The 13,364-nt window shown below is 42.8% G+C and carries 14 protein-coding genes; 6 read left to right on the plus strand and 8 right to left on the minus strand.

All coding sequences use genetic code 11. The features are described from left to right. The first annotated feature begins 19 nt into the window (after positions 1-19). The 4 genes from rlmD to AO498_RS14435 all read left to right on the plus strand — a co-directional run bounded on the left by rlmD (position 20) and on the right by AO498_RS14435 (position 4,788). Positions 20-1,426: a 23S rRNA (uracil(1939)-C(5))-methyltransferase RlmD gene (gene rlmD / locus AO498_RS14420; RefSeq protein ID WP_067549172.1), complete on the plus strand. Its 1,407-nt coding sequence runs from the start codon at positions 20-22 to the stop codon at positions 1,424-1,426. After that, positions 1,423-1,800: a hypothetical protein gene (locus AO498_RS14425; protein WP_067549174.1), complete on the plus strand. Its 378-nt coding sequence runs from the start codon at positions 1,423-1,425 to the stop codon at positions 1,798-1,800. Before rlmD ends, AO498_RS14425 begins: the two co-directional genes overlap by 4 nt. Positions 1,801-1,963: 163 nt before the next feature. Next, entirely contained in the window at positions 1,964-3,439 is a 1,476-nt protein-coding gene (locus AO498_RS14430) for an ATP-binding cassette domain-containing protein (protein WP_067549177.1), read from the plus strand. Positions 3,440-3,525: 86 nt separating this feature from the next. After that, positions 3,526-4,788, plus strand: coding sequence for an aminotransferase class V-fold PLP-dependent enzyme (locus AO498_RS14435; protein WP_067549180.1), 1,263 nt, complete (start codon positions 3,526-3,528; stop codon positions 4,786-4,788). 1 nt (position 4,789) lies between these two features. On the opposite strand, the gene AO498_RS14440 is transcribed toward AO498_RS14435, so the two are convergent. Continuing rightward, a complete protein-coding gene (locus AO498_RS14440) occupies positions 4,790-5,167 on the minus strand; it encodes an iron chaperone (protein WP_067549184.1) in 378 nt (125 codons plus the stop codon). Between the two features lie 40 nt (positions 5,168-5,207). Between AO498_RS14440 and AO498_RS14445 the strand changes: the two genes are divergently transcribed. Then, complete coding sequence (locus AO498_RS14445; RefSeq protein ID WP_067549187.1) at positions 5,208-5,546, plus strand: nucleotide pyrophosphohydrolase; 339 nt, start codon at positions 5,208-5,210, stop codon at positions 5,544-5,546. A gap of 22 nt (positions 5,547-5,568) precedes the next feature. On the opposite strand, the gene AO498_RS14450 is transcribed toward AO498_RS14445, so the two are convergent. Both AO498_RS14450 and AO498_RS14455 read right to left on the minus strand, forming a co-directional pair. Next, positions 5,569-6,435, minus strand: a complete 867-nt coding sequence (locus tag AO498_RS14450; protein WP_067549189.1) for a hypothetical protein — start codon at positions 6,433-6,435, stop codon at positions 5,569-5,571. Between the two features lie 200 nt (positions 6,436-6,635). Then, complete coding sequence (locus AO498_RS14455) at positions 6,636-8,186, minus strand: M81 family metallopeptidase (RefSeq protein WP_067550538.1); 1,551 nt, start codon at positions 8,184-8,186, stop codon at positions 6,636-6,638. Positions 8,187-8,254: 68 nt separating this feature from the next. Here AO498_RS14455 and AO498_RS14460 point away from each other — a divergent pair, with 68 nt between their 5' ends. Then, positions 8,255-9,013, plus strand: a complete 759-nt coding sequence (locus AO498_RS14460; RefSeq protein WP_067549192.1) for an SDR family NAD(P)-dependent oxidoreductase — start codon at positions 8,255-8,257, stop codon at positions 9,011-9,013. A 31-nt stretch (positions 9,014-9,044) separates the two neighbouring features. Here AO498_RS14460 and hisIE read toward each other — a convergent pair whose 3' ends face one another. From hisIE to AO498_RS14485, 5 genes are all read right to left on the minus strand, one after another. Beyond that, positions 9,045-9,647, minus strand: a complete 603-nt coding sequence (gene hisIE / locus AO498_RS14465) for a bifunctional phosphoribosyl-AMP cyclohydrolase/phosphoribosyl-ATP diphosphatase HisIE (protein ID WP_257722404.1) — start codon at positions 9,645-9,647, stop codon at positions 9,045-9,047. A 182-nt stretch (positions 9,648-9,829) separates the two neighbouring features. After that, positions 9,830-10,585 carry an imidazole glycerol phosphate synthase subunit HisF gene (hisF, locus tag AO498_RS14470; protein WP_067549198.1) on the minus strand — a complete coding sequence of 252 codons (756 nt, stop codon included), beginning with the start codon at positions 10,583-10,585 and terminating at the stop codon, positions 9,830-9,832. A 189-nt stretch (positions 10,586-10,774) separates the two neighbouring features. Then, positions 10,775-11,488, minus strand: coding sequence for a 1-(5-phosphoribosyl)-5-[(5-phosphoribosylamino)methylideneamino]imidazole-4-carboxamide isomerase (gene hisA / locus AO498_RS14475; RefSeq protein WP_067549200.1), 714 nt, complete (start codon positions 11,486-11,488; stop codon positions 10,775-10,777). A gap of 236 nt (positions 11,489-11,724) precedes the next feature. After that, positions 11,725-12,321, minus strand: coding sequence for an imidazole glycerol phosphate synthase subunit HisH (hisH, locus tag AO498_RS14480; RefSeq protein WP_067549202.1), 597 nt, complete (start codon positions 12,319-12,321; stop codon positions 11,725-11,727). Between the two features lie 74 nt (positions 12,322-12,395). Then, on the minus strand, positions 12,396-13,178 hold the full coding sequence (locus AO498_RS14485; protein WP_067549205.1) for a phenylalanine 4-monooxygenase: 783 nt from the start codon (positions 13,176-13,178) through the stop codon (positions 12,396-12,398). Positions 13,179-13,364: the final 186 nt, after the last annotated feature.

Here is a 13,364-nt window from a genome sequence, read left to right on the forward strand (position 1 = left end):
TTTACCTAATTTTGCACCCATGTCGAGAAAAATGAAAAATAAGGTCATCACCAACCTCTTGATCGAGCGCATTGCATCTGAAGGCAAATGTGTTGGACATCATGAAGGGAAAGTGGTGTTTGTCTCAGGAGTAGCACCCGGTGATGTTGTTGATGTCCGGATTACAAAGGGTAAAAGTTCATTCATGGAGGGTGAGGCTATCCGATTCCACGAATATTCCAAGGATAGAATCGAACCCTTCTGTTCTCATTTTGGAACATGCGGAGGCTGCAAGTGGCAACACATCAACTATGATCTACAAAAGACCTACAAGCGTCAGCAAGTGGTGGATCAATTTGAGCGGATTGCTAAAGTTCCGACCCCAGAAGTAGCTCCGACACTTGGTTCCAAGCAGATTCAATACTACCGAAACAAACTAGATTTCACCTTTTCCAACAAAAAATGGTTGACTCTTGATCAAATTAGATCTGAGGCTGAATTTGACCGAAACGCTTTGGGATTCCATATTCCTAAAATGTTTGATAAAATCATCGACATCGAGCATTGCTACCTTCAGGGAGGAATTTCCAACGAAGTTCGAAATGCGCTTAGAGAATTTGCCCTAGCGGGAAAATTCAGCTTCTATGACATCCGTGAGCAAGTAGGCCTCTTACGAAACTTGATCATCCGTACCACCAGCACCGGGCAAACTATGGTAATTGTTCAATTTGGTGAAAATGACCCCGAGTCAATTAAAGTTGTGATGGAGTTTTTGAAGGACCGTTTCCCAGAAATCACCTCCCTGCTTTACGTGATCAATACCAAAGGCAATGAAACCTTTCATGATTTGGAATTGGTGACTTATGCTGGACTGCCATACATCGAAGAGGAAATGGAAGGACTCAAATTCAGAGTTGGTCCAAAATCCTTTTACCAAACCAATTCAGAGCAGGCTTATGAACTCTACAAGGTGGCTCGGGATTTTGCCCAGCTAAAAGGGGATGAAGTAGTATATGACCTTTACACCGGAACAGGGACGATTGCTAATTTTGTGGCCAAGCAAGCCAAGCAGGTAATCGGAGTGGAATATGTCGAGGCAGCCATCGAAGATGCCAAGCTAAATTCCCAAATCAATGGGATTGAAAATACGCTTTTCTATGCCGGGGATATGAAGGATATTCTCAATGAGGAATTCATTTCCAATCATGCCAAACCTGATGTAATAATCACCGATCCACCTCGAGCCGGAATGGATGAAAAAGTAGTTCAAATGCTGCTTAGGCTGGAAGCACCAACCATCGTTTATGTCTCCTGTAACCCGGCAACTCAGGCAAGAGATTTGGCTCTTTTGGGAGAGAAATATCAAGTCGAAAAAGTCCAGCCTGTGGACATGTTTCCTCAGACTTATCATGTAGAAAATGTCGTACGCTTAACCCTCAAATCATGATCTCAGATTTCAACGATCCAGAGCTAAACGGAAAATATCTCGGTACCATCACGAGCGACTTTGTGAAGATCTCAGACTACCTCAAAGAAGCTGCCTATCAGATCAAATCCAGAGGGTTCTCTGACTATCCCATTTTTCCAATTTCCAAGGAAATGCAACCTATCGGAAAGATCTTTATCGGGAAGGAAGAGAAAGGTTTGGACTGGAATTATTTCATGACCTATGTCGATGAATTTATCCAGCGAAAACTGATTGCAGAAGAAGCTTTGGAGGAATTCAAAAAGGCCTATAAAGATCCCGACGAGTTCTGTTGCTTATTCGTTATGGACGGTGCGTTTACCAGTTTCGTCTATATTCCTTATCCAAACGATTAATAAAAAAAGGCTTCAGCATAAAATAACCTGAAGCCTTTTTTATAACTACTAATCAGTAGCTTATAGGTAATCACTTTTAGAATTTTTTTAACTCTAAATTCCTTCCTTTTCATAATCAATACAAAAGCAATTACTTTAGGCTTCTGTCTAAAACGCTAAATCCTTGACTTCCAAAATCCTGCTTGAAATCGAAAACGCCCAGGTGAATTACCTGGGAAAGGCTACTTTTTATCAGCTCAATTTCATTTGGCAGGAAGGCCAACAATGGGCAATCACCGGAGATTCAGGCAGGGAATTGACTGCATTCTTAGAAACTTTGAGAGGGTCTACCCACCTACCGAAAGGCAGAATTTCGAGGACATTTGCTTCGGAATATATCGCTCAAAAAACAGATGAAGGTAGCGTTCACAGCTTTCGAGATTTGATCGCTTACGTGTCCCAACAGTACCGATTCCGGAACAAATCCAACCTCCAAAACTTCTATTTTCAGCAGCGATTTAACAGTTCTGAAGCAGATGAAGCAGCTACCGTTAGCGCGTATTTGAAAGAAAATTCCACACCCATTCCTGGACCTTGGACGCTTGAAAAAGTAGCCGCTTTATTTCGACTCACTCCCCTTTTGGATTCCTCAATTTTGATGCTTTCTAATGGAGAAACCAGGCGACTTGCATTGGCTTTGGGACTGCTCCGTCAACCCAAAATCTACCTTATGGATCAACCCATGACTGGTCTGGATCAGGAAAGTCGGGCGGCATTTGGAGATTTTCTTAAAGCCATCATTTCAGAGGGAATTCATGTGCTTATCACCACCTCTTCGGCCGAAATTCCTGAAGGAATTACCCATGTAGGAGAGTTAAAATCTAGTGGAAAAATTCAGATTTGGGAACGAGAAAATTACTCATTGAACAAAAATCAATCTAAAGATTTACCATGGAATAGTGATGTCATGAAAGCACTTTTGGAGGGATTACCTAAGGCAGAAAATGAGGTAATCCGACTCGAAAACGTGAGCATTCGATATGGTGAAAAGACCATTCTCAACCAGGTCAATTGGCAGGTAAATCCTGGTGAACGATGGCAACTGAAAGGAAAAAACGGGTCCGGAAAATCTACTTTAATCAGCCTTCTGATCGGTGAAAATCCCCAAGCCTATTCCCAAAATTTCTGGCTTTTTGGACGAAAAAGAGGAAGTGGGGAAAGCATTTGGGATGTCAAGCGACCGATTGGATTTGTAGCTCCTGAATTGGTCCGCTTTTTTCCGTCTAACCAAACTGTTCGAAAAGTAATTCTTTCCGGCTTTTTCGATACAATGGGTTTATTCAAGAAAACCACCGCTGAACAAGAGTCAAAAATGAATCAATGGCTTCAACTTTTTAATTTGGAGACATTTGCAAACCTTCCCATCCAGCGTATTCCTTTGGAACAGCAGCGCTGGACTTTATTGGCTAGAGCACTGATCAAAGCTCCCAAACTGCTTATTTTGGATGAAGCTTCGCAGGGAATGGATGAAAGACAGCGAGTGATTTTTAGAGAAACAGTGCAGAAAATCCTAGAGCTCACTCCGATTACTCTTATTTATGTGAGTCACTATCAAGAAGATATTCCAGAAAATGTGGATAGAATTTTTGAATTGAGTTAGGCCTCAATTGCACCGAATTATTTGACAAACGGGATATATTTCCAAATTACACTCGCTATTTTTCAGATTATCACCGAATTGTTACCATGAGAAGCAGAAGATCTTTCATCCAAAAACTTGGATTGGGAATGGCTATTCCATCTATTTCCGGTTTTGATTTTCCATCCCCTGCTCTTCCTTCCTTCCCAAAATCTACCTTAGAAGGAGAAGAATATTGGTCAGAGCTTCGAAAGCAATTTCCATTGACAGCTGATCGGATATACCTCAATAATGGAACTTTTGGACCTGCTCCTTTTTCCGTCTTGCAAGCCATGGAAGCGAGTAATCTAAAAATCAATACTTCTGGGGAATACGGAAATTCCGATCAAGAGAGAATCAAGTTGGCTGAGTTCTTCGGGATAAAACCGACTGAATTTTCAATCACCCACAACACCACCGAGGGAATCAATATTATGGCCTTTGGGGTACCGATGAAAGCTGGGGATGAAGTTATTCTTACTACCCACGAGCATGCTGGAAATGCCCTTCCATGGCTGAATCGAGCTAAACTAGACGGAATAGTACTTCGAACATTTGAACCCAAATCCACGCAAACGGAAAATCTGACTGAAATTCAAAAACTGATTAATCCTCGAACCAAGGTCATTGCAATCCCTCATGTCACTTGTACCACAGGTTTGGTATTTCCAATCAAAGAAATATGTGACATGGCTCGGAAAACGGGAATTCTGACTGCAATCGATGGGGCCCATGGCGCAGGAACCTTTGATTTGGACTTGTATGACTTAGGCTGTGATTTCTATGCAGGCTGTTTTCATAAGTGGATGCTAGGTCCCAGCGGCACAGCTTTTCTTTTTGTGAAAGAAGAGTCTCTGGAAAAGCTTAAACCAGTCATGATCGGAGGACACTCAGACATCGGTTGGGATTTGACTGTAAATCCTCCTGAATTCAAGGGTTATGTGCCTTCAGCCAGACGGTTTGACTATGGCACTCAAAGCAAAACCTTGGCCGTCGGTATGGTAGCGGCAGCTGATTTTCACACCCAAATCGGAAAAGAAAAAATTGAGGTCCGAGTCCGGGAATTGAATCAATATTTATTTGAAGGACTTCAGCAGCTAGGTTCTAAACTGGAAATATTAACTCCCGAAGAAAAAGAATCTAGAATAGCCGTTTTATCCTTTCGGCCAAAGAATATGGATTTCACTGCTTGCGGAGCGGAACTAGGAAAGGCTGGCTTTCGCGTAAGGTTAGTCCATGAAGGTAAGGTTAATGCGGTTCGAGTTTCTACCCACATTTACAACAACAAGAAGGAACTCGATGCGTTTTTGAACAAACTAGATCGAACTTAGCCTAGCGCTTTTTCTTTAATTCTGCCCTCAGTTTGGCTTCTTCGTCCCTAAACTGAGCAATCTGACTTATCAATTCCAAAGGGAGATCCTGATCAAATGGAAACTGAATTGCCCCTTTGGAAGTCACGTATCCAGACAGTTCATTTTTAAATTCTGATACTCCAGACCCTGTAGGATAATATCCCATATGTTTTTTTGCGGCAGCATAATATACCAAGACCTCCGTGGTCTTAAATGCCGGCATACTATAACTGATCACCTCTTTGGCATGGGGAAGTGCTTCTCGAAGGGTTTCTCTCATTTGCTGGAGCTTAGCTTGAATCTCTGGAGGGAACCAAGAAAAGTATTCTTCAACAGAGGTAGGTTTTGGGTTCATCATTGAGTCTGGGATTTTTATCTTTGGAATCAAGACTCAAATTATGGAAAAAAATCTCACCATCGCTCAAGCTCAAGAACTCGTAGATCAATGGATCAAAACCGTCGGGGTTCGGTATTTCAATGAACTTACCAACATGACTATTCTGATGGAGGAGGTTGGGGAACTGGCCCGAATCATGTCCAGAACCTACGGGGAACAGTCTTTCAAAGAATCCGACAAAGGCAAAGACCTAGGAGATGAGATGGCAGACGTGCTGTGGGTTTTGATCTGCCTAGCCAATCAAACCGGAGTGGATCTGACCAAAGCTTTGGAGAAAAACTTTGAGAAAAAGAACATCCGGGATCTGGATCGGCATAAGAATAATGAGAAGTTGAAATGATAAAACCTATTACATGAGAAATCTAGTGCTGAATAATAATGCAGACCATTTTTGAATTTGGATTTAGAAAAACATATAGATCTCCATCGGCCCAAAAATTCATTCTGCCTAAAAGTTCAGCATAATATCCTTCGTCAGGAACTTCGATATTGGCTCTTTTAAGTTTAATATCAACACCTCTTCCAAATTGTGCTACAAATCTCATTAGTTCTCCAGTCTTAGGACAGTTTAGAATTTGTGGATTTTGAATCCAATGAGGCACACCCAAGTAACCTGGATTTTCTTCAAAGAAATCCGGCATTTTCTTTAGCTTTTTTGATTTTAGGAATTGCTTTTCATAAACTAACTCTGTGTCAGACTTGACATTGTCATCTTCATAATCTGAATTTGTATAGGCTTCAGGGTCCCATATTTGAGGATGCATTGGATCGGAATAATCTAGAAAAAGTTGCAAAAAGCTTCCATAAATTGGAGCTGCCAAATTAAGATCGAAGGGAAGCCATTCCAATCCTTCTGTTTTCGGAGAAAGCGTTCCTAGAAATTGAAATGAGGGACAAGCACCTAGCTTCGGTAATTGAAAGCCTTCAGGTAATTCTCCTCCTAAAAAAGAATATCCTTCCTTTGCTGCCTTTAATGCAAAATAGTCATGAATTGGGGCTGAGAAGTATGGGAAACCTTTTTCATCTTCTTCAAGCTCTAATAGATCTTGGAATTCATACTGCCAGTTAAACTTTTTGATCAGTTTACCATTTTCAAAAACCAGCTCCAAGGCATCAGCACTACTTTTAGCCAAAGACCCTGAAATAGCTTGGGTATTTAAAAACCTATAACATTGTTCATCTCCATTTAATCGTACCTCAGATCCTTCAAGAAAAATTTTTTGCTTCATAATCTAAATTTGTAATAGCAAGGTCTAAAACAGATTATTAATCACTTGCCATTTTCAAGTCTTTATAATTTGATTTTCATTTGCCAAATATCCTGTCCCGATCTTTCATCAGGAGAATCTCGCAAGTCATATAAGCATTCCAGTGTGTGACTTTTTAGTCATGCTCGATTTCATCATTCTTATTTTCTGTCCCAAGGATTTTAAAAATCACTTGAACTCGGTATCCACTTCACGCTCAAATCAGGTTCGGGCATATCCTTATCCAAAGGAAACATAGGCCGCTTGATTCGCTTATAGCCCAGTCTTTCCAAATCCTGATCTACTCCGCCTGGCGTCAAGGCCATAATCCAATCTCCACGGAGGTCATACAGTTCGGGTACTAAATAACCAATCTTCACTACCAAGACATCTGTGTTAGTGGGGTCAAGACCCAGTTCGGTGAAATCCTTCAAGTAATGATACGGCTTGCGCTTTTCAGTTACGATGATCTTTATCGAACCCACCTGCACCACTACCTCGGTCTTGGCATCTTGATCTCCTTCCTTTATCGCTAGGACTTTTCCCTTCAAAAGCACAGGAGGAGCAAAGCGATTGTCCACCATCGCACCGGCAAGACCTTCCACTGTATTTCCGATTCCCGCTGTTTTTGCTTTCGCTACCAAATCCGGTCCAGGGATCGAAGCATAAATCAATTCGGGGCCTGTTTCGGATTTGAATTCAGGCCTTTTCAGAAGTTCTGTCAGCGTCCATGTCACGTCACCCGCACCACCGGCCGTAGGATTGTCGCCCATATCTGAAATCACAAAAGGCTTCTTCTCGCTTTTCAGCGCCATTTCCACACTTTCATCCAAATAGGCAACCGGAGCCACAAATTCAAATTGATTTCGGACATCCCAGAAGCTTTTTGCCAGGTATTCGGCGCTCTCTTTCACCTGCTTTTCATCATCTCCGGTAACCATTACCACGGCATGATTTCGAGGCTCGTCGGCCCAAGCATATCCAATCCAGATTGCGGCATCGATCACGCCTTCTTTTTTGGTTTCTGGGTCCACTTTGGCGTAAAGGCCATTTCCAGGCTCGATTCGAGTGCTTGTCTTTTCACCGGGAAGCAAAATCGGTACAGGAATCCAAGCTTTGTACTTGGGCTTGCCTTTTCCGCTTTCGATTCGATCCAAGAGATTGACCAAAGCCCGCTTTTTGGATTCAATTGCATCTTCGTGGGGAGCCATTCGATAGCAGGTAATCAGGTCAGAATGTCCTGCAAGTCGCTCCGATACATTTCCATGCAAATCCATAGACGTGGAAATGATGGTTTCTGGTCCAACTACTTCTCGAATCCGAGCAATCATATCTCCCTCCGGATCATCCAAACCTACCACGCTCATCGCTCCATGGATATCCAGAAAAAGCCCGTCATAAGGCAGGTTTTGCTTCAGCATGTCCAGCGTTTTACCCAGAAGCGATTCATACGCCTCCTTGCTCACAATTCCTCCGGGGATGGCATGACCACGAAGCGTGGGGAACCATTGCGCCCGTGCGCGGGTGGAGGAATCTTTTTCCATAAACGGATAATAGGTAAAAACCTCCTCTCCCACTCTGGCTTTAAAGGCTGATTCTTCAGTTAGAGCTGGAGAAAAGGTACTCGACTCAATTGCGATTCCTGCAATAGCGATCCGAGGAAGTGGTTTTTCTTTTTCCGAACAGGAGAACATTGTAAGGATTAGAAAACCAAGAGCAAATAGATTTTTCATAGTAAGGGATTTCAAATTCAAATAAGATAAATTCAAGCTTTGACCCAAATCTAAATTTAAACTAACGAATGAAACTTCAAGGAAAGTCTGTAATTGTCACCGGTGCCACAAGTGGAATGGGAAAAGCTATCGCAACCCGTTTTATACAGGAAGGTGCTCAGGTGATTCTGAATGGAAGAGACGAATCTCGAGGAAAAAGTTTAGAAGCTGAGTTGAATCAGGGAGGAAAAAAGGCGGTATTTGTCCCAGGGGATGTTTCCAGTCCAGACGTTAACCGCCAATTGGTTCAGGCTGCCCTTGATCATTTTGGCCAAATCGATATAATTTCCACCAATGCAGGAAGACTAGGCTTGGGTTCTGTAACCGATTTAAGGGTAGAGGATTGGAACCAAACTCTAGCCACTAATCTCAGTTCGGTGTATTACCTCTGCCATTTTGCAATCCCCGAAATGCTGAAGACCGAAGGCGGAGTGATTTTGGTAAATGGCTCTATTGCCGCTTTTAAATCCTTTCCTAACCATGCTGCTTACAATGCAAGTAAGGCTGGACTCGTCGCTTTGGTAAAAGAAATGGCTTTAGATTATGGCCCAAAAATCAGAGTAAATGCGATTTGCCCGGGTCCAGTAGATACTCCTTTAATTTGGGATTCGGCCAAGGCTTTTGAAAACCCCGACACCATCGTTCAGCAGACTGCCAACTCAACCTTGATTAAGCGGCTAGGCACACCAGAAGATATCGCCAACCTTGCTCTGTTTTTGGTTTCTGAAGAATCCAGTTGGATGACGGGTGCAGCAGTTACAATCGATGGTGGAATTTCGGTAAAATAAAAAAGTCTCATTTGTGAGACCTTTCATTTAATTATTTTTTGTGTCGCTGAATAAGCACTTCCATCACTTCATCCAACTCATAGCCTTTAGCTTCTAGTAGTACCAGATAGTGGAAAAGAAGATCAGCTGCTTCTCCAAGGAAAAGCTCTTTATTGTCATCTTTCGCTTCAATCACGATTTCCACGGCTTCTTCCCCTACTTTCTGAGCTACTTTATTAATTCCCTTGGCAAAAAGGGAAGCGGTGTAAGATTTATCTGAAGGATTGTTTTTTCGATCCTTGATGATGGCACGAAGTTGATCGATAAAGCCAGTTTTGGAGGTATTTTCTTCATCCCAGCAAGTATCCGAACCCGTATGACACACAGGTCCTCTCGGGTTAGCCTTTACTAAAATGGAATCCCCATCACAATCCCCTGCAATCGAAACTACCTCCATAAAATTACCAGAAGTCTCTCCTTTCGTCCACAAACGATCCTTGCTTCTGGAGAAAAAAGTGACCATGCCAGTCTCTTTCGTTTTTGCCAAGGCCTCCTCGTTCATATAGCCCTGCATCAGGACTTTTCCACTCATTGCATCCTGTACAATAGCAGGGATGAGGCCGTTCATTTTCGTGAAATCGATATTCATGGTTATTCTTATTTTCAATCCTTTGTAAAACAAGAAGATAGCTACACAGATAATTTAAAAGACAAGGCTAAAGTCGAACTATGTATTCGCTGTTAAGCGACTATCGCGCATTGCTTATCTTAATTCTTTATCTCACGAAGTATATCTTCATTTTTATCTCGCAGGGCATATCCTTAATTCATTCTCAATTATTTCCTAATACTTATTCCCTCTCCGATCAGATATTCCTTCAGTTCTGGAATTCCGATTTCCTTAAAGTGGAAAATACTCGCGGCCAGAGCTGCGTCGGCTTTTCCAAAGGTAAACACATCCTTGAAATGCGGCATACTTCCCGCTCCTCCAGAAGCAATCACGGGGATCGATAGAGCCGCGGAAATTTCAGCAGTGAGTTCATTGGCAAATCCTGCTTTGGTCCCATCATGATCCATGGACGTAAGCAAAATCTCACCCGCTCCCCGATCGGCAACTTCCTGAGCCCAGGCTTGGGTTCTGAGCAAGGTAGGCTTTCTCCCTCCGTGAGTATGGACAAAATCTAATCTATCCACATTTCGGGTATCGATCGCTACCACGACACATTGCGAACCAAATTCTTTGGCCATTTCGTCAATCACTCCTGGATTTTTGACTGCTGCAGAATTGATGGAAATCTTATCTGCGCCTGCTGCCAAAAGCACCTTCACATCCTCCACCGTGGAAATGCCTCCACCTACGGTGAAAGGAATATTGATCGCCTTGGCTACTTTGGTCACCAATTCTGCGAGGGTTTTTCGCTTGTCAACAGTCGCCGTTATATCCAAAAAGACGAGTTCGTCAGCCCCTTCATCAGAGTAAATTTTGGCCAACTCGACCGGATCCCCGGCATCCCGAAGCTGGACAAAATTGACCCCTTTGACCGTGCGGCCGTCTTTGATATCGAGGCAGGGAATGATTCTCTTTGTTAGCATTTTATAGTATTCAAAACTTCATTGTTCTTCATTCGAAGTTCGGTGTTCGATATTAGAAAATTTACGATTTACGATTTTTGATTTACGACATCATGCTGAACTTCAATCCTAAAACAGGAAATCAAAACCTTTGAATTTGGGGTTTGTGGATCCTAACAATCTCGTAAATCGTCATTCGTAAATCGTAACTTAAAAGGCTGCCAATTCCTCCAAAGTCACTCTTCCCTCGTAGTAAGCTTTTCCAACTATCGCTCCGTAAACACCAACTTTCTCGAGTTCTTCCAATTCTTTGACTGAAGATACCCCTCCACTAGCGATGAGCTTCAACTCAGGAATTTCCTGCAATATCTCCCGATACAAGTCCACCGATGGACCTTGAAGCAACCCGTCTTTGGCCACATCGGTACAGATCACATAGCGGATTCCTTTGTTGAAATAGCTTTGGATAAAAGGGATCAAATCAACGGAAGTCGTCTCTTCCCAACCTCCCACAGCAATTTTCTTGTTTTTAGCATCGGCACCAAGGATGATTTTCTCTGAACCATACTTCGTAATCCACTCGTCGAAAAGAGTTGGATTTTTCACCGCAATACTTCCTCCAGTCACTTGCTTGGCTCCTAGTGAAAAGGCTTTTTCAATCTCCTCATCGGCCTGAATACCTCCACCAAAATCCACCTGCAAACTCGTCCCTGCACAAATTCGCTCCAAAACATCTCCGTTAATGATTTTTTTGGCTTTCGCACCATCCAAATCCACTAAATGCAAGCGAGTAATCCCTGCGCCTTCAAAGCGCTTCGCCATTTCGAGCGGATCGTCGTGGTATTCTTTTTTGCTGCTGTAATCGCCCTGACTGAGGCGAACGCACTTTCCTTCGATAAGGTCAATGGCTGGTATGATATACATAGTAAGACTTTAGATGCAAGACCTAAGACACAAGACTTGCAGGATTTAAGGTTTGAGGTTCTATTAGGCCAACTACCCTTTCAAAGGGGGCTGGGGGGAGATTAATTTACGATCTACGAATGACGATTTACGACCACTTTCTGAACTTCAATCATTCCACTCAAAATTAAACTTTGAGAATTTGGCCTGAAGTTCCTCAACATGTCGTAAATCAAAAATCGTACATGGTAAATTGGTTAAATGTTTAAGAAGTTAGCTAGCAATTTCTCCCCTACCGTGCTGCTTTTCTCCGGGTGGGCTTGAATCGCCCAATAATTATCCCGATGAAGGATAGCAGTAAAGTCATGAATGTAATGCGTCGTAGCAATCGTGGCTTCACTCAACTCGGCATAATAGCTGTGCACATAGTATAGGAACTTCGAATCGGGAAGGTCTTTCAGCAGTACATTGTCCGCCAGATTTTCGAGTTCGTTCCAGCCAACATGAGGCACTTTAAATTCCTGTGAATTCTCAGGAATAAAGCGCTTCACTTTCACTGGAAATATTCCCAAGCACTCGGTGTCATTTTCCTCAGAATGTTCACAGAGCAACTGCAACCCCAAGCAAACCCCCAAAAAGGGCTGTTTGATTTCTTTGATTACTTGGTCAAGTTGGCGGGCCTTGAGGTAGGTCATGGCGGAGCTCGCTTCACCCTGCCCGGGAAAGATGACCTTGTCGGCGGCGTGAATTTCTTCCGGATCATCTGTCAAAACCGCATTCGCCCCCAAACGCTCCAAAGCGTAAAGGACCGATTGGACATTGCCCGCATTGTATTTGATTACTGCTATTTTCATGTGTGAAGACGGAAGACGGGAGACCGAAGACGGAAGTCAGTGCTTCGATCTTCGGTCATCGGTCTTCTGTCAATTTAATTTTCCATCTTTTCTTTCAACATTTCTTCAAGCACCTCCTCAATTTCAGGAAGGGAATTGAAAAGTTGCTCGTAGCTGTCGATCACCCAATATTTATCCTGGAAGCGATCTTTCCAGTATTCGGTACTCATGATGTGGCGCACATCGTAGGGAAAGTGCTTGGGTTCGTCTGAAAGAGAAAACTTGGTCTCTCCCGCCGAACTCAAAATCCCCGCTCCATATACTCTCAACTCACCATCTTCCCGGATCAGTCCAAATTCAATTGTAAACCAATAAATCCGGCTTAGCAACTGGATCGCCCAAGGATACTGAATATGCTTCAGGGCAATTCCACTGAGCTTTTCCAAGAAGTCCACATAGTGTTGGTTGGTCAGCAGCGGCATGTGGGCAAAAGCATCATGAAACATATCCGGCTCTTCTAGGTAATCCAGTTGTTCCATTTTGCGAAGCCAAGTAGACGAAGGAAAACGCTTGTTATTCAGTAATCCGAAAAACAAATCGTCATCAATCAATCCTGGCACCACTTGCACCGCCCATCCTGTGGTTTTAGCGAGGATCTCGTTTAGTTCCTCAAAATTAGCAATACGATCGGCGGTAAAATTAACCGCCTTGACTCCCTCCAAATACGCTTTTGAGGCTGCTTGGGGGAGATTTGGCATTTGCCGATCGAAGAGAATTTTCCAGACTTCAAAATCCTCTTTCGAATATGAGGCATAATCCTGCCTCAAGTCTTTTAATCTCGGGTCAGAAAAGACCCAGTCTTTAAGTTGGGTTTTCATTCACTATTTGGGTTTATATGTGGTAATTTAAATCGTACTCAAAAACTAAAAAGGCCTAATCCAGTTGGAATAGGCCTTTTAATTTCTTTAGCAAAAACCAAAGTCATTCCTATTCCCTCAATCAAGGAGATGATAAGAATGATGTACGAAGGTTCTTGGTGTAGGATTCATGCGGTGAATTTACGC

The organism is Algoriphagus sanaruensis (assembly GCF_001593605.1).
GTDB classification, from domain to species: Bacteria; Bacteroidota; Bacteroidia; order Cytophagales; family Cyclobacteriaceae; genus Algoriphagus; species Algoriphagus sanaruensis.